The sequence below is a fragment of the Streptomyces capparidis genome (genome assembly GCF_054782095.1).
On sequence record NZ_BAAGTD010000035.1, the window covers coordinates 39,293 to 61,814 of the forward strand.

The 22,522-nt window shown below is 74.0% G+C and carries 18 protein-coding genes; 9 read left to right on the plus strand and 9 right to left on the minus strand.

Annotated features, from left to right (window positions below; translation table 11 throughout):
- Positions 1-109 precede the first annotated feature (109 nt).
- On the plus strand, positions 110-916 hold the full coding sequence (locus ACYVO2_RS25215; protein WP_461010263.1) for an SDR family NAD(P)-dependent oxidoreductase: 807 nt from the start codon (positions 110-112) through the stop codon (positions 914-916).
- A gap of 173 nt (positions 917-1,089) precedes the next feature.
- Entirely contained in the window at positions 1,090-1,767 is a 678-nt protein-coding gene (locus tag ACYVO2_RS25220; RefSeq protein ID WP_461010264.1) for a DUF4232 domain-containing protein, read from the plus strand.
- A 42-nt stretch (positions 1,768-1,809) separates the two neighbouring features.
- On the opposite strand, the gene ACYVO2_RS25225 is transcribed toward ACYVO2_RS25220, so the two are convergent.
- A complete protein-coding gene (locus ACYVO2_RS25225) occupies positions 1,810-2,586 on the minus strand; it encodes a methylated-DNA--[protein]-cysteine S-methyltransferase (protein ID WP_461010265.1) in 777 nt (258 codons plus the stop codon).
- Positions 2,573-3,205, minus strand: coding sequence for an RNA polymerase sigma factor (locus ACYVO2_RS25230; protein ID WP_461010266.1), 633 nt, complete (start codon positions 3,203-3,205; stop codon positions 2,573-2,575). Before ACYVO2_RS25230 ends, ACYVO2_RS25225 begins: the two co-directional genes overlap by 14 nt.
- A gap of 161 nt (positions 3,206-3,366) precedes the next feature.
- Here ACYVO2_RS25230 and ACYVO2_RS25235 point away from each other — a divergent pair, with 161 nt between their 5' ends.
- Complete coding sequence (locus ACYVO2_RS25235) at positions 3,367-4,524, plus strand: alkaline phosphatase PhoX (RefSeq protein WP_461010267.1); 1,158 nt, start codon at positions 3,367-3,369, stop codon at positions 4,522-4,524.
- 56 nt (positions 4,525-4,580) lie between these two features.
- On the opposite strand, the gene ACYVO2_RS25240 is transcribed toward ACYVO2_RS25235, so the two are convergent.
- Positions 4,581-5,240 carry a TetR/AcrR family transcriptional regulator gene (locus tag ACYVO2_RS25240; protein ID WP_461010268.1) on the minus strand — a complete coding sequence of 220 codons (660 nt, stop codon included), beginning with the start codon at positions 5,238-5,240 and terminating at the stop codon, positions 4,581-4,583.
- A 187-nt stretch (positions 5,241-5,427) separates the two neighbouring features.
- Here ACYVO2_RS25240 and ACYVO2_RS25245 point away from each other — a divergent pair, with 187 nt between their 5' ends.
- Positions 5,428-8,763: a S8 family peptidase gene (locus ACYVO2_RS25245; RefSeq protein ID WP_461010269.1), complete on the plus strand. Its 3,336-nt coding sequence runs from the start codon at positions 5,428-5,430 to the stop codon at positions 8,761-8,763.
- A 109-nt stretch (positions 8,764-8,872) separates the two neighbouring features.
- Here ACYVO2_RS25245 and ppdK read toward each other — a convergent pair whose 3' ends face one another.
- The 3 genes from ppdK to ACYVO2_RS25260 all read right to left on the minus strand — a co-directional run bounded on the left by ppdK (position 8,873) and on the right by ACYVO2_RS25260 (position 14,300).
- A complete protein-coding gene (gene ppdK, locus ACYVO2_RS25250) occupies positions 8,873-11,602 on the minus strand; it encodes a pyruvate, phosphate dikinase (protein ID WP_461010270.1) in 2,730 nt (909 codons plus the stop codon).
- A gap of 523 nt (positions 11,603-12,125) precedes the next feature.
- A complete protein-coding gene (gene dusB / locus ACYVO2_RS25255) occupies positions 12,126-13,253 on the minus strand; it encodes a tRNA dihydrouridine synthase DusB (RefSeq protein WP_461010271.1) in 1,128 nt (375 codons plus the stop codon).
- Between the two features lie 141 nt (positions 13,254-13,394).
- Positions 13,395-14,300 (minus strand): helix-turn-helix transcriptional regulator, encoded by a 906-nt coding sequence (locus tag ACYVO2_RS25260; protein ID WP_461010272.1) that lies wholly within the window; start codon positions 14,298-14,300, stop codon positions 13,395-13,397.
- Between the two features lie 117 nt (positions 14,301-14,417).
- On the opposite strand from ACYVO2_RS25260, the gene ACYVO2_RS25265 reads away from it, so the two are divergent.
- Entirely contained in the window at positions 14,418-15,854 is a 1,437-nt protein-coding gene (locus tag ACYVO2_RS25265; protein ID WP_461010309.1) for an MFS transporter, read from the plus strand.
- 105 nt (positions 15,855-15,959) lie between these two features.
- On the opposite strand, the gene ACYVO2_RS25270 is transcribed toward ACYVO2_RS25265, so the two are convergent.
- Positions 15,960-17,342 (minus strand): glycine--tRNA ligase, encoded by a 1,383-nt coding sequence (locus ACYVO2_RS25270; RefSeq protein WP_461010273.1) that lies wholly within the window; start codon positions 17,340-17,342, stop codon positions 15,960-15,962.
- Between the two features lie 233 nt (positions 17,343-17,575).
- Here ACYVO2_RS25270 and ACYVO2_RS25275 point away from each other — a divergent pair, with 233 nt between their 5' ends.
- The 4 genes from ACYVO2_RS25275 (at position 17,576) to ACYVO2_RS25290 (ending at position 20,816) form a co-directional block, all read left to right on the plus strand.
- Positions 17,576-18,550 carry a metal ABC transporter substrate-binding protein gene (locus ACYVO2_RS25275; protein WP_461010274.1) on the plus strand — a complete coding sequence of 325 codons (975 nt, stop codon included), beginning with the start codon at positions 17,576-17,578 and terminating at the stop codon, positions 18,548-18,550.
- A 108-nt stretch (positions 18,551-18,658) separates the two neighbouring features.
- The gene (locus ACYVO2_RS25280; protein WP_461010275.1) at positions 18,659-19,444 is read left to right on the plus strand and encodes a metal ABC transporter ATP-binding protein; all 786 of its coding nucleotides are present in this window, start codon (positions 18,659-18,661) and stop codon (positions 19,442-19,444) included.
- Positions 19,441-20,406, plus strand: coding sequence for a metal ABC transporter permease (locus tag ACYVO2_RS25285; protein ID WP_461010276.1), 966 nt, complete (start codon positions 19,441-19,443; stop codon positions 20,404-20,406). Before ACYVO2_RS25280 ends, ACYVO2_RS25285 begins: the two co-directional genes overlap by 4 nt.
- The gene (locus ACYVO2_RS25290; RefSeq protein WP_461010277.1) at positions 20,403-20,816 is read left to right on the plus strand and encodes a Fur family transcriptional regulator; all 414 of its coding nucleotides are present in this window, start codon (positions 20,403-20,405) and stop codon (positions 20,814-20,816) included. The genes ACYVO2_RS25285 and ACYVO2_RS25290 overlap by 4 nt, the downstream gene beginning before the upstream one ends.
- A gap of 120 nt (positions 20,817-20,936) precedes the next feature.
- Here the strand turns inward: ACYVO2_RS25290 and ACYVO2_RS25295 are convergent, their stop codons facing one another.
- Together ACYVO2_RS25295 and recO are read right to left on the minus strand one after the other, a co-directional pair.
- The gene (locus ACYVO2_RS25295; protein WP_461010278.1) at positions 20,937-21,764 is read right to left on the minus strand and encodes an isoprenyl transferase; all 828 of its coding nucleotides are present in this window, start codon (positions 21,762-21,764) and stop codon (positions 20,937-20,939) included.
- Positions 21,765-21,767: 3 nt separating this feature from the next.
- A complete protein-coding gene (gene recO / locus ACYVO2_RS25300) occupies positions 21,768-22,514 on the minus strand; it encodes a DNA repair protein RecO (RefSeq protein ID WP_461010279.1) in 747 nt (248 codons plus the stop codon).
- Positions 22,515-22,522: the final 8 nt, after the last annotated feature.

Here is a 22,522-nt window from a genome sequence, read left to right on the forward strand (position 1 = left end):
GAACCGGTGTTCGGAGAGGTGTGAACGGCGCTGGGCCGCTCACCCCCGCGCCTCGCGGGGCACGTAAACCCTCGCGCGGCGAGCCCGCGCGGAAAGCGAGACCTCTCCCATGGACCTGGCACTCACCGGCCGCGTCGCCGTCGTCACCGGCGCCTCCCGGGGCATCGGCCTGGCCGTCACCCGCACCCTGCTCGAGGAGGGCGCCCGGGTGGTGGCCGTCTCCCGGTCCTCCTCCCCCGAACTGGACGCCCTCGCCGGGCCCGGCCTGGTCCACGCCGCGGCGGACCTGATGGACCCGGCCGCGCCGGAGCGGGCGGTGGCCCGCGCGGTGGAGGCGTTCGGCGGCCTGGACATCCTGGTGAACAACGCGGGCGGCCCGCCGCCCGGCATCACCCTGCCGCGCGGCTCGTTCCTGGACGCGGGCGACGAGGACTGGCGGGCGATGTTCGAGTTCAACCTCTTCTCCGCGGTCCGCGCGGCCCGGGCGGCGATCCCGCGGATGCTGGAGCGCGGCGGCGGCGCGATCGTCAACGTCTCCTCGGGCAACGCCCGGCAGCCGTCCCCGGTGAACGTGGACTACGGGGCGGCCAAGGCGGCCATGAACAACCTGACCAAGGCCCTGTCGGAGGAGTTCGGCCCGCAGGGGGTGCGGGTCAACACGGTCTCCCCCGGCCCGGTGCTCACCCACTGGTGGACCAAGGACGGCGGTGCCGCCGACGTCATCGCGGGCATGGCGGGCAGCGACCGGGAGGCCGTGCTGGCCAAGGTGGCCCCGGAGATGATGCGCCTGACCACGGGCCGCCTGGCCGACCCGCAGGAGATCGCCGACGCGGTGGTCCTGCTGGCCTCGCCGCGCTCGGCGAGCACCACGGGGGCGGAGTTCACGGTGGACTCCGGCTTCCTCAAGGCGGTCTGAGGCACGGCTGCCCCCGCGGCGGCGGCGTGCCCCTCCGGGGGGCGCGCCGCCGCCGCGCCGTGGCACCGCCCAGTACGCTGCCGTGGACCAACCACCACGGAAGCGGTCACCTGTTCGACACCCGGTGCGCGTGTCGCACCGGGCCGCGCCGCGAGACGAACGGGGACCCCGCCATGCCTCGACCCACCCGCGCCGCCGGACCCCGCCCGCCGCTGCCCGTGCTCGGGCTGACCCTCGCGGCCCTCGCCGCGCTCGGCGCCGGGTGCGGGGAGTCGTCCCCCTCCGGCTCCCCGGCGCCCCCCGCCTCCCCGCCGGTGTCGGCGTCCTCCCCCGACCCGTCCGCGCCCCGGTACGGCGCCACTCCCACCGCGCCGCCCACCCAGGCCCCGACGGCCTGCCCCGCCTCCGGCGTCCGGGTCCAGCCGGGGCTCACCGACGCGGCGCTGGGGCTGCGGGCCATGACCATCACGCTGGTCAACTGCGGGAAGCAGCCGTACACGGTCAACGGCTACCCGGAGGTCCGGGTGCTCAACGGCAACCGGGACGCCATCCAGGTGGAGGTGGACCGCGGCGCCAAGGCCATCACCTCCGGCGCCGGCGACCCCGGCCCCGCCCCGGTGACGCTGCGGCCCGGCGAGCAGGCGACCGCCGGCGTGCTGTGGCGCAACACGGTGACCTCGGGCACCACGCCCGCCGCCAACGGCGTCTACCTGGAGGTCACCCCGGGCGGTCCCGCCGCCGCGCAGACCGTGCGGCCGGACGGGCCCATCGACCTGGGCAACACCTGGAAGCTGGGCGTGACCGCCTGGGAGAAGGCCGACTCCCCGGCCGCCGCCGCGCCCAGGCCCTGACGCGGGCCCACCCGCGCCCCGCCTCCGCTCACCCCGCCCCCCTCACCCCGCCTCCGCCTCCGCCGGCCCCGGACGGCAGGTCCGGCACGGCCGGTACCCGGCGGCCCGCGCCTGCGCGAGGTCGCGGAAGCCGTGCCGGTGCGCGGGCGTGATCCGGCGGGCGTTGTGGCAGGTGGGGAAGCAGACGACCCCCGTGGTGTCGCTGGCCAGGTAGAACACCCGCTCCCCCGCCAGCGCCCGCAGCCGGTCCAGGTCCACGCCCTCGGCCCGCAGCAGCGCCTCCTGCTCCCCGGGGCCCAGGACGCGCTCCCCCGGCGACCCGTCGGAGCGGGTGACCCGGTGGCAGGGGATCAGCACCGGCACCGGGTTGCGGGCCAGCGCCGCCCCGACCGCGCGCACCTCCCCCGGCCGCCCGGCCCGCCGCGCGATCCACCCGGCCGGCCGCACCTCGCCGCGGGGGACGGACCTGACGGCAGCCAGGACCTGGCGCTGGAAGGCGTCCAGGCCGCGCAGGTCGAACCGCAGCCCGGACGAGCGCCCGGTGCGCAGCGCGGGCAGCAGCCCCGCGGGCGGCCTGGCGGCGGGCAGCAGCGGCCGGGCGAACCGCTCCCGGAAGGCGGCGGTGAAGCTCGCGGGGAAGCCGTCGTCCACGGGGCGCGCGTAGGCGATCCCGTGGTCGGTGAACGCCACCGCGAGCTCCCCGGCGGGGCCGGGCACCCGCACCCAGCGGGCGGCGACGCGGTCGAGCAGCCCGTCCGGCGCGTCCACGGCGAGTGCCGCGAGACCGGCGAGCAGCGGGTCCGGCTCAGTGTCCGCCATGGTGCGCCTCCACTTCCCTCGCGGACTCCTCGGCGAGCGCCCGCAGCCGCCGCAGCCCCCGCGACACGTGCGACTTGACGGTGCCCTGCGGAATGCCGAGCACCGCCGCGATCTCCGCGACGGGCAGGTCCACCACGTGCCGCAGCACCACCGCGGCCCGCTGCTCCGCGGGCAGCAGGCCGAGCAGTCCGGCCAGGTGCCCGCCCGTCTCCCGGCGCACGGCCGCCTCCTCCGCGGTCTCCCGCGGGTCGGCGCCGTCCACCGGCTCGTCCAGCAGGACGGGCGGCGGCCTGCGGGAGTCGGTGCGCAGGCTGTTCCGCCACAGGTTCATCATGATCGTCATCAGCCAGGGGCGGGTGCGCAGCGCGGCCAGGCGGTCCCGGTCCCAGCCGGTGAGCGCCCGGTAGGCGCGCAGGAACACCTCGGCCGTCAGGTCCTCGGCGTCCGCCCACCGCCCGGACAGGCGCAGCGCCGCGGAGAACACCGTGCCCCGGTGCGCGTCGTACAGCGCGGCAAACCCGGAGTCCGGGTCGTCGGCGAGCGCGGCGGCGACCGGATCGTCCCCGCCGTCCGCCCCTGCCTCCCGCTGCTCCACGCTGCTCCTCGCGACGGCCCTCATGACGGGGTGAACACCGCGGCCGCGCATCCGGTTGCACCCACCCCGGATTGTCATGCACATCGGGTGTTCATTTCCGGGCAACCCCGCGACCCTAGGCTCCGGGGACGCGCGACCCGCGGCCTGACCGGCCGTCGGGCAGTCACGACATCGGTGGAGTGACCGTGGAACGTCGTACCTTCCTGCGCGGAGCAGTCATCGGCACCTCGGCGGCGGCCTTCGGGGGCTCGCTGTGGCGCGGTGCCGCGTTCGCCGACCCGGCGCAGCCCGGCACCGGCCCCTACGGGCCGCTGGGCGCCGCGGACGCCAACGGCATCCAGTTGCCGAACGGGTTCACCAGCCGGGTGATCGCCCGCTCGGGGCAGCAGGTGCCCGGCACCTCGTACACCTGGCACAGCGCCCCGGACGGCGGCGCCTGCTACGCCGACGGCTCCGGCTGGATCTACGTCTCCAACTCCGAGGTGCTGCTCACCGGCGGGGTGAGCGCGGTGCGCTTCGCCGCCGACGGCACCGTCACCGGCGCGTACCGGCCCCTGTCCGGCACCAGCCTGAACTGCGCCGGCGGCAGCACCCCGTGGCAGACCTGGCTGTCCTGCGAGGAGATATCCCGGGGCTACGTCTACGAGACCGACCCCTGGGGCGCCACCGCGGCCGTGCGGCGGCCCGCGATGGGCCGGTTCAAGCACGAGGCGGCGGCCGCCGACCCGGTCCGCCGGGTGGTGTACCTCACCGAGGACGAGAGCGACGGCTGCTTCTACCGCTTCCGCCCGACGACGTGGGGCGACCTGTCCAGCGGCACCCTGGAGGTCCTCGTCATGGGCTCGGGCACCTCCGGCCCCGTGACGTGGGCGAGGGTGCCCGACCCGGCCGCCTCCTCCACCTCCACCCGCAACCAGGTCTCCGGCGCCAAGCGGTTCAACGGCGGTGAGGGCTGCCACTACGCCGACGGGCGGTGCTGGTTCACCACCAAGGGCGACGGCAGGGTCTGGCAGTACAACGCGGCCGAGTCCACGATCGAGCTGGCCTACGACGACTCCCTGGTCTCCGGCACCGCCCCGCTGACCGGCGTGGACAACATCACCGGCAGCACCGCGGGCGACCTGTACGTGGCCGAGGACGGCGGCAACATGGAGATCTGCGTCATCACGCCCGACGGCGTCGTCGCCCCGTTCCTGCGGGTGAACGGCCACTCGGGCTCGGAGATCACCGGCCCGGCCTTCTCCCCCGACGGCACCAGGCTGTACTTCTCCAGCCAGCGCGGCACCAGCAACAGCTCCTCGGCGGGGGTGACCTACGAGGTCAAGGGGCCGTTCCGGCGGTAGCCCCGGCCGGGCCCCGGGCCGGCGGCGCCCCGCCGCCCCGGCCCGGGGCCGCGGCGTCATCCCGCGCCCGGCCCGCCCGCGCCCGCTGCCGCCGCCCCGGGTGCGCCGAAGGCCAGCAGGAAGGTGCGGACGGCGGCCCGGGACACCTCGCGCAGCTCGTCGTCGCCGATCGGGCGGGTGCCCATCCGGGTGCGCGCCTCCAGCGGGCCGGTCAGCAGGGCGAGCAGTTGCTCGGCCGCGACCGCCGGGTCGGTGGCGGCCAGACGGCCGGCGAGGGTGAGCCGGGCCAGCCGGTCGGCGAGGGCCTCGGTGAGGCGGTGCGGGCCGCTCTCCCCGACGAGGTCGAGGATGTCGGGGAAGTGGAGGATCCCGGTGTGCAGCAGCCGCCGCAGGGCGCAGGAGCGCTCGTCGCAGTGCAGGCGCAGCAGGTGGTGCCCCACCTCCTCCAGGGTGGCGCGCGGGTCGGCGCCCGGCTCGGCGAGGGGGCGCAGCGCGGCCAGCCGCTCCTCCAGCGAGGTCCGCGCCGCGGCCTGGATCGCGTGCCGGAACAGGGTGGCCTTGTCGCTGAGGTGGTTGTAGACCGTGGGCTTGGCCACGCCGGCCGCGTCCGCGATCTCCTGCACGCAGGCGTCGGCGTAGCCCCGGCGCGCGAAGACGGCGAACGCGCCGTCCAGGATGGCCTGCCGTTTGTCGATGCGTCCTCGCGTGGTGGTCACGGGCCGAAGTGTACGCCCGAGGGTGAACCTGCCGGTTCAAGGCGATGCACGGCCCGGTCGGGCGCCCGCCGGTCGCGGCCGGGGCGCCGGGTGGACCCCGCGCGGACCCGCCGTGCAACCCCGCCGCCCCGTCCGGGAGTAGAAGCGGGCGACCAGTCAGGCACGACGGAGCGACGGGACGGAGCCCATGAGGCAACGACATGCGTGGCGGCGCTGGGGCGCCCTGGCCGGGGCGGTCGCCCTGGCCGCGGGGATGGCCCCGGCGGCCCGGGCCGGGGAGCGGGGGGCCGCCGCGGAGGCGGAGAGGCCGGGCGGGCGGGCCGACCGCACGGTGACGCTGGTGACCGGGGACCGGGTGACGGTCACCTCGGCCGGCAGCAAGGAGGGGGTGCTGGTCGAGCCGGGCGAGGGCCGGGACGGGATCGGGTTCGTGCGCGGCTCCGTCGGCGACGGGCTGACCGTCATACCGTCCGACGCCCTCGAACTGGTGCGGCAGGGGCGCGTCGACGAGCGGCTGTTCGACGTCAAGGGGCTCATCGCCATGGGCTACGACGACGCCTCGCGCGCGACCCTGCCGCTGATCGTCCGCTACGCCGGGGGCGCGGCGGGCGGCAGGGCCAGGACCGCGGTGGCGGACGCCGCCGAGGACACCGGCGCCGAGCTGCCCAGCGTCGGCGGGCAGGCCGTGGAGCAGGGCAAGGAGGACGCGGAGGAGTTCTGGTCCTCCGTCACCGGCCGCTCCTCCGCGGCCCGCGCCACCCTGGCCCCCGGGGTCTCCCGCGTCTGGCTGGACGGCGCGGTCAGGGCGGCCCTGGACCGCAGCGCCGCCCAGGTCGGGGCGCCCAGGGCGTGGGAGCGCGGCCTGACCGGCAAGGGGGTGCGGGTGGCGGTGCTCGACACCGGCGTCGACGCCACCCACCCGGACCTGGCCGACGCCGTCGCCGAGGCCAGGGACTTCACCGGCAACCCGGCCGGGGCGAAGGACGGCGACGGCCACGGCACCCATGTCGCGTCGATCATCACCGGCGGCGGCAGCGCCTCGGGCGGCGCGTACCGGGGCGTGGCCCCCGACGCCCGGCTGCTGGTCGGCAAGGTGCTCGACGACGACGGGTACGGGCAGGAGTCCCAGATCATCGCGGGCATGCAGTGGGCGGCCGACAGCGGCGCCGACGTGGTCAACATGAGCCTGGGCGGCGAACCCACCGACGGCTCCGACCCGATGGCGCAGGCCGTGGACACCCTCTCCGCGAGCTCCGGCGCGCTGTTCGTCGCGGCCACGGGCAACGACCACGGCACCGAGATGGTCTCCACCCCCGCCTCCGCCGACGCCGCGCTGGCCGTGGGCGCCGTGGACCGGGACGACCTGCTCGCCGACTTCTCCAACCGCGGCCCGCGCGTGGGCGACCACGCGGTCAAGCCGGAGATCACCGCGCCCGGCGTGGGCATCGTCGCCGCCAGGGCCGCGGGCACCAGGGACGACCAGGCGGTGGACGAGCACCACACCGCGCTGAGCGGCACCTCGATGGCGACCCCGCACGTGGCCGGGGCGGCGGCCGTCCTCGCCCAGGAGCACCCCGAGTGGGACGCGCGGCGGCTCAAGGCCGCCCTGGTCAGCACGGCGGAGCCCGGCGCCGGGCTCGGCGTGTTCGAGCAGGGCACGGGCCGGGTGGACCTCGCCAGGGCCACGGGGCAGGGCGTCCACGCCGTGCCGGGCGCGCTGTCCACGGTGCTGCCGTGGGGGCGGACCGAGCCGGTGACCAAGCAGGTCACCTACCACAACGACGGCGACGAGCCGCTGACGCTCCGGCTGAGCCTGGAGGTCACCGACGGCGCGGGCGAGCCCGCCGAGCCGCTCGCCCTGGCCGCCGACTCGGTGACCGTGCCCGCGCACGGCACCGCCGCCGTCCCGGTGACCACCCGCCCCGACGCGGTGTCCCCCGGCACCTACAGCGGCACCCTGACCGCGACCGGCCCCGACGGGGTGGTCGTGCGCACCGCCCTCAGCGTCCGCGCCGAGCGCGAGACCCACCCGGTGACGCTGGACGTCATCGACCGCGACGGATCCCGCCCGGCCGAGTTCGGCTACTCCCTGATCGGCCTGGACCAGCCGGAGAGCATCGAGTTCCGGGACGAGGACGGCCGGTTCACCGGGCACGCGCCGCCCGGCCGGTACACCCTGACCGTGTTCGCCTTCGGGGGCGGCGGGGACACCGAGGAGCGGGTCACGCTGATGTCGCAGGAGGTGGTGGTCGGCCACGAGCCGCTGGCGCTCACCGCGGACGCCCGCCCGGGCGTGCCCGTCACCACCACGGTGGACAGCGCCGCCGCCCGGCCCTGGTTCCGGCACATCGGGCTCGCCCAGGAGCTGGAGGACGGCACCCCGGTGGACCTGACGGCGTTCGTGTACGGCCCGGACACCCGCGTCTACGCGGTGCCCACCGCACGTCCCGTCACCTCCCGGCCGTTCAGCCTGCTGCACGTCGCGATCCTGTCCGACCCGCTGGAGCAGAGCGCCAAGCGGCGCCTGTACAACCTGGCGTTCGCCCGGGACGACTCCATCCCGGCGAACCTCGCCCTCACCGCCCGCGACCGCGACCTGGCCCGGGTGGAGACCAAGTACCACGGCTCGGGCACGGCCGTGACCGGCGACCGCAGCAACCTGGTGGCCTTCCGCGGCAGCGGCGACGCGCACGGCGGCGGCCACGACGTGCGGGCGCCCGGCGAGGCGGTGGAGTTCTTCACCCCGGGACCCGACTTCTCCTGGAACCACCAGAGCTTCTCCCTGCCCGGCGTCCACTCCTCGGCCCCCGGCGCGACCTACCGGGCGGGCCGGACCACCACCCGGTCGTGGAACACCGCGGCGTTCGGCCCGCTGCTGCACGGCGGCAGGTGCGGGGACTTCCTGCACGCCGTCCCGTCCACCGCGAGCCCGTCCGCCCGCGAGCACACCGGCGGTACGGCGCTGGAGGACACCACCGGCACCCTCACCCTGCTGCGCGACGGGGAGGAGATCGCCTCCAGCGAGCGGATCGACCAGGGCGTGGCCGCGGAGGGGCTGCCGGACGGCGCCGCCACGTACACCGTGCGGATGTCGCACCGCAACGCCTCGCCGTCGTTCCCGTTCGCGACGCGGACCGAGGCGTCGTGGTCGTTCACCTCGGCCACCGACGACGGCGCGGAGTGCGACGCCGGGCTGCCGCTGCTGAACGTCCGGGTGGGCGGCGCGTTCCGGCTGGACAACACCGCGCCCGCGCACCTGCCGCAGGTGCTCACCGTCAGCGGTGAGCGCACCGGGACCTTCGCGCCGGTGCCGCTGGCCGGGCTGACCGTGGAGGCGTCGTTCGACGACGGGCGCACCTGGCAGAAGACGGTGGTGACCAGGAGCGGTGACGGCACCCACCGCGTCGTGGTGCCCGCGCCGGGCGGCACCGGCACCGGCTGGGTCGGCCTGCGCACCACCGCGCGGGACGGGCAGGGCGCCACCGTCACCCAGGAGGTGATCCGCGCCTACGGGCTGAGGTGACCCGCCGGGTGACGAAGGTGGGGCGGCGCCCCCGCACAAGGCGCCGCCCCGATTCAGATGGCCTTCGTGTGGCTGGCCTTCATGTGGCTGGCCTTCGTGTGGCCCCGCCTCACCGGCTGTCGCCGTCCCCCGAGGGGCGCGCGGCGGCGCGGGCCGCCTCCAGGCGGGCCACCGGGATGCGGAACGGGGAGCAGGAGACGTAGTCCAGGCCCACCTCGTGGAAGAAGTGCACCGACTCCGGATCGCCGCCGTGCTCGCCGCAGACGCCGAGCTTGAGGTCGGGGCGGGTCCTGCGGCCCTCGGTGACGGCGTGCCGGACCAGGGCGCCGACGCCGTCGGTGTCGATCGTCTCGAACGGGGAGACGCCGAAGATGCCCTTCTCCAGGTAGGCGGTGAAGAACGACGCCTCCACGTCGTCCCGGCTGAAGCCCCACACGGTCTGGGTCAGGTCGTTGGTGCCGAACGAGAAGAACTCGGCGGCCTCCGCGATCTGCCCGGCCGTGATGGCGGCCCTGGGCAGCTCGATCATCGTGCCGAGCGCCAGGTCGAGGTCCACGCCGGTGGCCTGCCGCACCTCGGCGATGACCCGCTCGGCCTCCTCCCGGACGATCTCCAGCTCCTGCACGGTGCCCACCAGCGGGATCATGATCTCGGCCCGCGGGTCGCCGCCGGACCGCCTGCGCCGCGCCGCCGCCTCCGCGATGGCCCGCACCTGCATGGTGAACAGGCCGGGGATGACCAGGCCGAGCCGTACGCCGCGCAGGCCCAGCATGGGGTTCTGCTCGTGCAGCTTGTGCACGGCCTGGAGCAGCCGCAGGTCGTTCTCGTGGGGGTCCTTGCGGGCCTCGGCGAGCGCCACCCGCACCGACAGCTCGGTGATGTCGGGCAGGAACTCGTGCAGCGGCGGGTCGAGCAGCCGGATGGTCACCGGCAGCCCGTCCATCGCCTCGAACAGCTCCTCGAAGTCCCGCTCCTGGAGCGGCAGCAGCGCCGCCAGGGCCCGCTCGCGCTCCTCGTCGGTGTCGGCGAGGATCAGCTTCTCCACCAGTTCGCGCCGCTCGCCGAGGAACATGTGCTCGGTGCGGCACAGTCCGATGCCCTGCGCGCCGAAGCGGCGGGCGCGGGCGGCGTCCTCGGCGTTGTCCGCGTTGGCCCGCACCCGCAGACGGCGGATCCGGTCCGCGTAGGCCATGATCCGGTGCACGGCCTTCACCAGCTCGTCGGCGTCCTCGGCACCGGCGTGCATCCGGCCCTCGAAGTACTCCACGACCGGCGACGGCACGACGGGCACCTCGCCGAGGTACACCTTGCCGGTGGAGCCGTCGATCGAGACGACGTCGCCCTCCTCGACCACAAGCCCGCCGGGAGCGGTGAGCCTGCGCCGCTTGGTGTCCACCTCCAGCTCCTCGGCGCCGCAGACGCAGGTCTTGCCCATGCCGCGGGCCACCACCGCCGCGTGGGAGGTCTTGCCGCCGCGGCTGGTGAGGATGCCCTCGGCGGCGATCATGCCGTTGAGGTCGTCGGGGTTGGTCTCGCGGCGGATCAGGATGACCTTCTCGCCGGACCGGGACCACTTCACGGCCGTGTACGAGTCGAACACCGCCTTGCCGACGGCGGCGCCCGGCGACGCGGCGATGCCCCAGCCGATGCGCTGCGTCCTGGCGCCCTTGCCCTCGGTGGCGGCGGTGTCGAAGCGGGGGAACATGAGCTGCGCCAGTTGGGCGCCGTTGACCCGCTGGAGGGCCTCGGCCTCGTCGATGAGGCCCTGGTCGACGAGTTGGGTGGCGATGCGGAACGCGGCGGCGGCGGTGCGCTTGCCGACCCGGGTCTGGAGCATCCACAGCTTGCCGCGCTCGATGGTGAACTCGATGTCGCACAGGTCGCGGTAGTGCGTCTCGAGGGTCTCCATGATGCGCAGCAGCTCGTCGTAGGACTTCTTGTCGATCCGCTCCAGCTCGGCCAGGGGGACGGTGTTGCGGATGCCCGCGACCACGTCCTCGCCCTGCGCGTTCTGGAGGTAGTCGCCGTAGACGCCCTGGTGGCCGCTGGCCGGGTCGCGGGTGAACGCCACGCCGGTGCCGGAGTCCTCGCCGAGGTTGCCGAAGACCATGGAGCAGACGTTGACGGCGGTGCCGAGGTCGTTGGGGATGCGCTCCTGGCGGCGGTAGAGGCGGGCCCGCTCACCGTTCCAGGAGTCGAAGACCGCGCGGATCGCCAGGTCCATCTGCTCGCGGGGGTCCTGCGGGAACTCCCGGCCCGCCTCGGCGAGCACGATGGCCTTGAAGTGCTCCACCAGCGCCTTGAGGTCCTCGGCGCCCAGGCCGAGGTCGGTGTCGGCGCCCTTGGCGCGCTTGGCGTCGTCCAGCGCCTCCTCGAACAGGTCGCCGTCGATGCCCAGCACCGTCTTGCCGAACATCTGCACGAGGCGGCGGTAGGAGTCCCAGGCGAAGCGCTCGTCCCCGGACTGGGCGGCCAGGCCGTGCACGGAGGCGTCGCCCAGGCCGATGTTGAGGACGGTGTCCATCATGCCGGGCATGGAGAACTTGGCGCCGGAGCGCACGGACACCAGCAGCGGGTCGTCCGGTTGGCCCAGCCGCTTGCCCATGCGCTCCTCCAGGGCCGCCAGGTGGGCGCTGACCTCGTCGCGCAGCGCCGGGGGCTCGGCGCCGTCGGCGAGGTAGACCTGGCACGCCTCGGTGGTGATGGTGAAGCCCGGAGGGACGGGCAGCCCGAGGTTGGTCATCTCGGCGAGGTTGGCTCCCTTCCCGCCGAGCAGGTCCTTGAGGTCCTTGTTGCCCTCGGTGAAGTCGTAGACGAATTTCTGCGCCTGTTCCGACACGGGTCTGCTCCTCGCGCACGGATGCCCTGACGGCGGGGACTGTACCCAGATCGAAGGCCGATGAGCGCCTTCAGCGCATCTAATTGACGATCAGCCGCCGGTCCGCCAGGAGATCGAATGCCGCACCCCTCCTCGCGCCTGCGATCGTCGAGCGGCTACCAGTCGGCCATCCTGTGTTCATTTGTTGAAGACGGAGTAAGGGGCCATCCGAGGGAGCCGAGAGCCTGGACACCGAGGGTGGATTGATGATGACTCAGAGTAATTGAGATCTTGGAGCTGTGCAAGCACGCGGGGTGGCACCGTGTGCCATGTCTTGGACAGTTGTCCTCGGCGCGGAGGGCGCGGGAAGGCGCTGCGCGGGGCGCGGCGGGGCGTTCCCCGGCGGCGCGGGGTGGTGAGAATCACGCGCCGCCCGGGCGGCCCCGTCTCATGTCGTGGACGGATTTTCCGTCCGCCGGACGGCGCGGCCGGGCCACGGCGGGGGCAGGGGCGGAGCGGGGGCAGGGGCGGCGCGGCGCGCCCGTCACCCGCCGGAGATGTCCGATTCCGCGTCCTCCGACGGCGCCGCGCAGTCGTACGGGTCGGCGAGCCAGTTGTCCGGCAGCACCACCCGCTTGGTGCCTGCGGTCCTGCCGCGCGGGCCCTCGGCCGCCTCGGGCCACGGCTGGTCCAGGTCCAGCAGGGCGAGCTGCTCGTCCAGCTCGGCGAGCGAGGAGGCCATGGCCAGCTTCTGCCGCATCTGCGAGCCCACAGAGAAGCCCTTGGTGTACCAGGCGACGTGCTTGCGGAAGTCGATGACACCCCGTGCCTCGTCGCCGAGCCACTCCCCGAGCAGCCGGGCGTGCCGCCGCATCACCTCGGCCACCTCGCGCAGCGAGGGGCGGGCCGGGGCGCCGGTGCCCTCGAAGGCGGCGACCAGGTCGCCGAAGAGCCACGGCCGCCCCAGACAGCCGCGGCCGACCACCACGCCGTCGCAGCCCGTCTCGCGCATCATCCGCACCGCGTCCGCGGCGCTCCAGATGTCACCGTTGCCGAGCACGGGGATCTCCGGCACGGCCTCCTTCAGCCGCGCGACCGCGCTCCAGTCGGCGGTGCCGCCGTAGTGCTGCTGCGCGGTCCTGCCGTGCAGGGCGATCGCGGTCACGCCCTCATCCACGGCGATGCGCCCGGCGTCGAGGTACGTCAGGTGGTCGTCGTCGATGCCCTTGCGCATCTTCATCGTCACCGGCAGGGAGCCCGCGTTCGCCACCGCCTGGCGCAGGATGGCGCGCAGCAGCGGCCGCTTGTAGGGCAGCGCGGAGCCACCGCCCCTGCGGGTCACCTTGGGCACCGGGCAGCCGAAGTTCAGGTCGACGTGGTCGGCCAGGTCCTCGTCCACGATCATCCGCACGGCCTTGCCGACGGTGACCGGGTCCACCCCGTAGAGCTGGATCGAGCGCGGCTTCTCCGCCGCCTCGAAGCGGATCAGCCGCAGCGTCTTGGCGTCCCGCTCCACCAGCGCCCGGGTGGTGATCATCTCGCTGACGAACAGGCCCTTGCCGCCGCTGAACTCCCGGCACAGCGTCCGGAACGGGGCGTTGGTGATGCCCGCCATGGGGGCCAGCACCACCGGGGGCTGCACGGTGTGCGGTCCGATCTGGAGCTGACTCATCAGATGGCTACCTCGGGGTGGGACGGACGCTCGCCTGTGCCGCGCGGGGGACGGGGCTCCCCCGGGCACATCCCCCGATTGTCCCACGGCCGCGGGAGAGGGCGGCCGGGGCTCAGGCGGCCGGCGCTCAGCCGACGGGGCTCAGGCCGCCGGGGCCAGGGCGCGGGTGTGCAGGGCGGCCAGGCGCCGGGCGGTCTCCTCGTCCTTGGGGACGTGCACGGTCAGGCGGGGGCCGGGGCGGGGGCCCAGCCACAGGCTGGTCAGCTCCAGGTTCAGCACGCCCACGAACGGGTTCAGATAGCACTTGCCGCGGTTGTCCGGCTGCACCACCTCGTGCCGCTCCCACAGCTCGCAGAAGGTCGGCGACGCCTCGCGCAGCCTGCTGACCAGGCACTTCCAGCCGGGCTCGGCCAGGTGCTCGGCCATGGAGGCGCGGAACTTCGCCGTCATCACCGCGACGGACTCCTCCCAGTCCACCATGGCCTCGCGCCACTCAGGCCGGGTGAACGCCAGCCACAGCAGGTTGCGGTCCTCCGGCGGCACCCGGTCCAGGTCGCCCAGCATCAGGCCGTAGGTGCGGTTGTACGCCACGATGTCGTAGCGGCTGTTCTGGAGGCACGCCGGGACCGGCTCCAGTTGCTCCAGGATCTCCATCAGGGCCGGGGTCACACTGGGGCACCGCAGCCCGGGGACGGGGTCGGGGGTCCCGGCGAGCACGAACAGGTGGGCGCGCTCGTTGGGGTTCAGCCGCAGGGCCCGGGCGACGGAGTCCAGCACCTGCGCGGACACCCTGATGTCCCTGGCCTGCTCCAGCCACGTGTACCAGGTGACCCCCACGGCGGCGAGCTGGGCCACCTCCTCCCGGCGCAGCCCCGGGGTGCGGCGGCGCGGCCCGCGGGGCAGGCCGACCTGCTCGGGGGTGAGCCGCTCGCGGCGGCTGCGCAGGAACGCGGCGAGCTCGCGGCGCCGGATGCTGTCGGTGGCCGGGCGGTCGGCGCCGGGGGCCGTCGCCCGCGGTGCGGGGCCTTCCGTGGCGGCGGTGGTCATGGCCACCAGCATGGACGATCACGTATCCCGTTGCCAGGTACCGCTGGTACCCGGATAAACGAACTCTGGTACCACCCGAGCGGCAGCCGCGACCGTGTCCGGGTGACTCAGACAGACATGCCCCCGACGGCGAGCGCCCGGACGGCCCCGCGCTCCCCCGCCGCGCCGCCCGAGCTCGGCCGGCTCGGGATGCTCACCGTCCTGATGGGCGCGGCCCTGTCCATCCTGGACTTCTTCATCGTCAACGTCGCCCTGTCCACGATCGAGCACGACCTGAACGCCGACGCGGCGACGCTGGAGCTGATCGTCGCCGGGTACGGCACCCCGTACGCGGTGCTGCTGGTGCTCGGCGGGCGGCTCGGGGACGCCTTCGGACGCCGCAGGCTGTTCCTCACCGGCGTCGCCGCGTTCGCGGTGACCTCGCTGGCCTGCGGCCTGGCGCCGAACGCGGGCGCGCTGGTGGCGGCGCGGGCCGCGCAGGGCGCGTCGGCGGCGCTGATGGTGCCGCAGGTGCTCGCCACCCTGCACGCCGCCACGTCGGGCGAGCGCAGGGGCCGGGCGCTGAGCCTGTACGGCGCCATGGCCGGGCTTTCCACCATCGCCGGGCAGGTGCTCGGCGGGGTTCTGGTGGAGGCGGACGTCGCGGGCACCGGGTGGCGGTCGATCTTCCTGGTGAACGTGCCGGTGGCGCTGCTGGCCCTGCTGTTCGCGCTGCGCCGCGTCCCGGAGACCCGGGCGGAGCGGCCGAGCGGGGTGGACGTGCCCGGCACGGTGCTGCTCGCGGTGGCGCTGCTGGCCCTGCTGGTGCCGCTCACGCAGGGCAGGGCCATGGGCTGGCCGGTGTGGTCGTGGGTGCTGCTGGCCGGGTCCCCGGTGGCGGCGGCCGCGTTCGTGGCGGTGGAGCGGCGCGCCGAGCGGGCCAGGCGGGTGCCGCTGCTGCCGCCGAGCCTGCTGGCCGTGCCCAGCGTGCGCTCCGGGCTCGGGGCCGGGGTGCCGATGTTCGCCGGGTTCGGCGGCTTCATGTTCGTCATGGCCGTGGCGCTCCAGCAGGGCCTGCACCTGTCGCCGCTGCGGGCCGGCCTGGCGCTGGTGCCGATGGCCACGGCGTACTCCGCGGCGTCGCTGAGCGCTCCGCGGCTGATGGCGAGGTACGGCAGGGGGGTGCTGTCCTGCGGGGCGCTGCTGCTGGTCCTGGGGTTGGCCGGGCTGGGCGGCACGGTGCTCGCCGGGTGGCCCGACCTGGGGCTGTGGCACCTGGCGCCGAGCACGGTGGTGTTCGGCTTCGGCCAGGGCCTGCTGATGACGCCGCTGTTCCGGTTCGTGCTCGCCGGGGTGCCCGCGGAGCAGGCCGGGGTGGGCAGCGGGGCGCTGATCACCATGCAGCAGGCGAGCCTGGCCCTGGGCGTGGGCACCCTGGGCTCGCTGTTCGCCGAGCTGGCGCCCGCCTCGGCCCTGGGCATGCGCGACGCCCTGCTGACGGCGCTGGCCGTGCAGGTCGGCGGGGCCCTGCTGACCCTGTACCTGACGACGAGGCTGCCGCGGACGGTGAAGTGACACCCCGCCCCGGCGCCGCCGGGCCGCGACGGCACCGGGCCCGTGGCCGCCCCCGCACGGGGAAGGCCACGGGCCCGGTCCGGCCGGACGACGCCGGCGTGGCGACTAGCAGCCGAGGAGCTTGCCCGCCAGGTAGGACTCCACCTGGTCCAGCGAGATCCGCTGCTGCTCCATGGAGTCGCGCTCACGCACGGTCACCGCGTTGTCCTCGAGGCTGTCGAAGTCCACGGTGACGCAGAACGGGGTGCCGATCTCGTCCTGGCGGCGGTAGCGGCGGCCGATGGCGCCCGCGTCGTCGAACTCCACGTTCCAGTGCTTGCGCAGGTCGGCGGCCAGGCCCCGGGCCTTCGGGGACAGCGCGGGGTTGCGCGACAGGGGCAGCACGGCGACCTTGACCGGCGCCAGCCTGGGGTCGAGGCGCAGCACGGTGCGCTTCTCCATCACGCCCTTGGCGTTGGGCGCCTCGTCCTCCACGTAGGCGTCGAGCATGAAGGCGAGCATGGCCCGGTTGACGCCCGCCGCGGGCTCGATCACATAGGGGAACCAGCGCTCGCCGGCCTCCTGGTCGAAGTACGACAGGTCCTGGCCGGACGCCTTGGCGTGCGAGGCCAGGTCGAAGTCGGTGCGGTTGGCGATGCCCTCCAGCTCGCCGAACTCGCTGCCGCCGAAGTTGAAGCGGTACTCGATGTCCACCGTCCGCTTGGAGTAGTGGGACAGCTTCTCCTTCGGGTGCTCGTAGAAGCGGATGTTCTCCTCGCGGACACCGAGGCCCACGTACCAGTTCCAGCGCTCCTGGAGCCAGTACTCGTGCCACTTCTCGTCCTCGCCCGGCTTGACGAAGAACTCCATCTCCATCTGCTCGAACTCGCGGGTGCGGAAGATGAAGTTGCCCGGCGTGATCTCGTTGCGGAAGGACTTGCCGGTCTGGGCGATGCCGAACGGCGGCTTCTTGCGGGAGGTCTGCTGCACCGCGGCGAAGTTCACGAAGATGCCCTGGGCGGTCTCCGGGCGCAGGTAGGCCACGGAGGCGGTGTCCTGCGTGGGGCCCAGGTGGGTGGAGAGCAGGCCGGAGAACTGCTTGGGCTCGGTGAAGGTGCCCTTGTTGCCGCAGTTGGGGCAGTTGAGGTCGGCCAGGCCGTTCTCGGGCGCGCGGCCGTGCTTGGCCTCGTACGCCTCCTCCAGGTGGTCGGCGCGGAAGCGCTTGTGGCAGGAGGTGCACTCGGTGAGCGGATCGGTGAAGGTGGCCACGTGGCCGGAGGCCTCCCAGACCTCGCGGGCCAGGATCACCGAGGAGTCGATACCGACGACGTCGTCACGCGAGGTCACCATCGCGCGCCACCACTGGCGCTTGATGTTCTCCTTCAGCTCCACACCGAGCGGCCCGTAGTCCCAGGCGGCGCGCTGACCGCCGTAGATCTCACTGCACGGGTACACGAAGCCACGGCGCTTGCTCAGGCTGACGATTGTGTCGATCTTGTCGGCGGCCACAGTGCTCTCTTCAGTACGACGAAGCGGTCAGTGGGGGTGATCCGCCGGCCGGCGGGCGGGCCGCTGGTGCCGGGCGAATACCTCAGCGTACCGGCGGCGGCACCCCCGGTTTCAAATCGGTCCGAGCCCTTCCGGACGGCGTTCGCGGCGGTGTTCTCCGCGGCGTTCCCTGTGGCGTTCCCGACAGACCACTCAATTGACAACCGTTTCCACTTTTGTTGAGAATGATTGTCATGAACGTACGTAGCCGCCCTGCCATATCCGCCGCCCTGGCGGGAGCCGCCCTGCTGTGCCTGACGTCGCTCACCGCCTGCGGGAGCGACGGGGGCGGGGGCGGAAGCGACGGCAAGGTGGACGCGGTGGCCTCCTTCTACCCCCTGGAGTACGTCACCGAGCGCATAGGCGGCAGCCATGTGCGGGTGACGAACCTGACCAAGCCCGGGGTCGAGCCGCACGACATGGAGCTCAGCCCCCGCCAGACCGCCGAGCTCGGCGAGGCCGACCTGGTGGTGTACCTCAAGGGCCTCCAGCCCGCCGTGGACGAGGCCGTGGAGCAGGCGGGCGTCGAGCACGTCGCCGAGGCGAGCGAGTACTCCCACCTGGAGGAGCACGCCGAGGCCGGGCACGAGGAGGAGGGCCACGAGGAGGAGGGCCACGAGGGCGAGGAGCACGCGCACGAGGGCGGCGACCCGCACATCTGGCTCGACCCGACCCGTCTGGCCGACGTGGCCGAGGGCGTCCGCGACGAGCTGGTGGCCACCGACCCCGACCACGCCGACGACTACAAGGCCAACACCGCCGCCCTGGTCAAGGAGCTGAACGCCCTCGACAAGGAGTTCAAGGACGGCCTGGCGGACGTGCGCAGCCGCACCTTCATCACCAGCCACGCGGCCTTCGGCTACCTGGCGGAGCGCTACGACCTGGAGCAGGTGGCGATCAACGGCGTGGACCCCGAGTCCGAGCCGAGCCCCGCCCACCTCGCCGACCTCCAGAGGACCGCCAGGGAGAAGAAGGTCAGCACGGTCTTCTTCGAGACCCTGGCCAGCCCCAAGACCGCCAAGACGCTGGCGAAGGACCTGGGCCTGAAGACGGCCGTCCTGGACCCGCTGGAGGGCGTGCAGGACCCGGAGAAGGAGAACTACTTCTCCGTGATGCGGCAGAACCTGAAGAACCTCGAGCAGGCCCTGAGCACCTCCGGCGGCTCCTGAGCCCCCGCGGGCGGCCGCCCGGTTCGGTCCCGCGGCCGTCCAGGGGCGAGGATGGACGGGAAGGCGGTACCGGCACGGCGGCAACGGGTGAGCTAAGGAGCGACCGAAGTGGCAGTCAGCGGCAACGGAGCGGGCGGGCAGCCCGTCATATCCCTGCGCGGAGCCACCGCGTCGCTCGGCGCCAGGCCCGTCCTGCGCGGTGTGGACCTGGTGGTCGGGCACGGCGAGGTGGTGGCGCTGCTCGGCGGGAACGGCTCGGGCAAGTCCACCACCGTCCGGGCGGTCGTCGGGCAGGTACCGCTGACCAGCGGCGAGCTGCACCTGTTCGGCACCCCGCTGCGGCGCTTCCGGCAGTGGCGGCGCGTCGGGTACGTGCCCCAGCGCACCACCGCGGCGGGCGGGGTGCCCGCGACCGTGCGGGAGGTCGTCGCCACCGGTCTGCTCTCCCGCTCCAGGCTGCGCCCGCTCGGCCGCGCCGACCGCGCCGCCGTGGACCGCGCGCTCGCCCTGGTGGGCATGGCCGACCGCGCGGGCGACTCGGTGAACGCGCTCTCCGGCGGGCAGCACCAGCGGGTGCTGATCGCCCGCGCGCTGACCGCCGGGCCCGAGCTGCTGATCATGGACGAGCCGATGGCGGGCGTGGACCTGGCCAGCCAGCGGGTGCTGGCCGACACGCTGCGCGACCAGGTGGCCGCGGGCACCACCGTGCTGCTGGTGCTGCACGAGCTGGGCGCCCTGGAGCCGCTGATCGACCGGGCCGTGGTGCTGCGGGACGGCTGCGTGGTGCACGACGGCCCGCCGCCGCCCGCCACCGGCCAGCACGCCCTGCCCGGGCACGACCACGTCCACCCGCACGCCGCGCAGGAACCGAGCCGGACGGGGCTGCTGACATGACCCTGGAGTTCCTCGAGCCCGCGTTCATGCAGCGCGCCCTCATCGCCGCCGCCCTGATCGGCATCACCGCGCCCGCCGTCGGCATCTACCTGGTGCAGCGGCGCCAGGCGATCATGGGCGACGGCATCGGCCACGTGGCGCTGACCGGCGTGGCGCTCGGCTTCCTGCTCAACGCCAACCCGGTGTGGATGGCGGTGCTGGTCGCCGCCCTCGGCGCCGTCGCCATGGAGCTGATCCGCTCCCGCGGCAGGACGCAGGGCGACATCGCGCTGGCCATGCTGTTCTACGGCGGCATGTCCGGCGGCGTGCTGCTGATCAACATGTCGGAGGACGGCAGCAACGCCAAGCTGCTGTCCTACCTGTTCGGCTCGATCACCACCGTCTCCGAGGAGGACGTGGTGGTGATCACCGTGCTGGCGCTGCTGGTGGTGGCGGTGACGCTGGGGCTGCGCAGGCAGTTGTTCGCCGTCTGCCAGGACGAGGAGTTCGCCCGGGTGACCGGGCTGCCGGTGCGGGCCCTGAACATCCTGCTCGCGGTCACCGCCGCGGTCACCGTCACCGTGGCCATGCGGGTGGTCGGCCTGCTGCTGGTCAGCGCGCTGATGGTGGTGCCGGTCGCCGCGGCGCAGCAGCTCACCCGGTCGTTCGCCGCCACCATGGCCGCCTCCGTCGGCATCGGCATCGCGGTCACCCTGTCCGGAACCGTCTCCACCTACTACATGGACGCGCCCTCCGGTGCCACCATCGTGGTGTTCGCCATCGCCGTCTTCCTGGTGGTGACGGCGCTCGCCACGCCGCTCGCCGCCATGCGGGCCCGGCGCGCGGAACCGCCGGACGAGCCCGGCGCGCACGGCCCCGCGCCCTCGGCCGAGGACGACGTACACGTGCAGGGCGGGCTCACTGGCACAATGTCCCGGAGCACCGCCCACCGGAGCCTGAGGTCCGAGGAGGAGAATCGGTGAACACCGCCGCCAAGCCCCCGGCACGCGGCCGGGCGACCCGGCAGCGCGCCGCGGTCGCGTCCGCGCTGGAGGAGGTCGACGAGTTCCGCAGCGCCCAGGAGCTGCACGACCTGCTCAAGCACCGCGGCGACTCGGTGGGCCTGACCACCGTCTACCGCACCCTCCAGTCCCTGGCCGACGCCGGCGAGGTGGACGTGCTGCGCACGGACGAGGGCGAGGCGATGTACCGGCGGTGCAGCCGGGGGCACCACCACCACCTGGTGTGCCGCTCCTGCGGCCGGACGGTCGAGGTCGAGGGCCCGGCCGTGGAGAAGTGGGCGGACACGGTGGCGGCGGAGCACGGCTTCGTGGACGTGGCCCACACCCTGGAGATCTTCGGGACCTGCGCGAGCTGCGCCGCGACGGACTGAGCCGGCGCGGGCGCCCCGGCGCACGGGGGCGCGGCCCGCGCGGGCCGCGCCCCTCGCCGTACGTCGTCCGCGACCGTACGTCACCCGCGGCAGTACGTCACCCGCGGGCGGGCGGGGCCGCTACTGGGCCCGCCCGTGGCCGTCCACCTGGTTCGGCAGCGCACCGCCGTAGCGGCGGTCCCGGGAGGCGTACTCCTGGCAGGCCGCCCACAGGTTCCTGCGGTCGAAATCCGGCCAGAGCACGTCCTGGAACACCATCTCGGCGTACGCGGACTGCCATATCAGGTAGTTCGAGGTCCGCTGCTCCCCCGAGGGCCGGATGAACAGGTCCACGTCCGGCATGTCGGGGAAGTACAGGTACTTCGCGAACATCTTCTCGTTGACCTTCGACGGGTCCAGGCGGCCCGCGGCCACCTCCCTGGCGATCGCCGCCGCCGCGTCGGCGATCTCGGCCCGCCCGCCGTAGTTGACGCACATGTACAGCGTCATCAGGTCGTTGTCGCGGGTGTGCTCCTCCGCTATCTGGAGCTCGTGCACCACGCTCTTCCACAGCTTGGGCATCCGGCCCGCCCAGCGGATGCGCACGCCCAGCGCCCCCAGCTCCTCGCGGCGGCGGCGGATCACATCGCGGTTGAAGTTCATCAGGAAGCGCACCTCGTCCGGTGAGCGCCTCCAGTTCTCGGTGGAGAACGCGTACACCGACAGGTTGCGGACCCCGATCTCGATGCAGCCCTTGACCACGTCGAGCACCACGGCCTCGCCCACCTTGTGGCCCTCGGTGCGCGGCAGGTTGCGCTGCTTGGCCCAGCGGCCGTTGCCGTCCATGACGATGGCCACGTGGTTGGGGACCAGCTCCCCCGGCAGCTTCGGCGGCCGGGCGCCGGAGGGGTGCGGGTCGGGCGGCACGTACTCGCGACGCTGACGGCTGAAGATCCCGCTACGTGCCATGCGTTACTTCTCCACGAATCTCAGCGAGCGGAGGCCCCGCTCGAGATGCCACTGAAGGTAGGCGGCGACCATACCGCTGCCCTCGCGGCAGAAGCGCGGCTCACACGCGTCCGCCGTCTCCCAGTCCCCGGCCAGGAGGGCTCCCAGCAGCTCCAGGGTCTCCGGGGAGGGTACGACGCTGCCCGGGACTCTGCACTGCGCGCACACACAGCCGCCGGAGACGACCGAGAAGAAGCGGTTCGGCCCGGGCAGCCCGCACTTCGCGCAGTCGTCGAAGCTCGGCGCGTACCCGTTCACCGCGAGCGAGCGCAGCAGGAACGCGTCCAGCACCAGGCCGGGCTCGTGGGCGCCGGAGGCCAGGGTGCGCAGCGCGCCGACGAGCAGCAGGTACTGCTGGACGGCGGGCTCGCCCTCGTTCTCGGTGAACCGCTCGGCGGTCTCCAGCATCGCCGTGCCCGCCGTGTACCTGGCGTAGTCGGCGACGATCGTGCCGCCGAACGGGGCGATGGTCTCCACCTGGGTGCACAGCGGCAGATGGCGGCCGACCAGGTCGCTGCCGCGCGCGAAGAACTGCACGTCCACGTGCGAGAACGGCTCCAGGCGGGCCCCGAACTTGGACTTGGTGCGCCGCACCCCGCGGGCCACGGCCCGCACCCGGCCGTGCTGGCGGGTGAGCAGGGTGATGATCCGGTCGGCCTCGCCGAGCTTCTGGGTGCGCAGCACCACACCGTCGTCGCGGAACAGGCTCATGCGCCGCG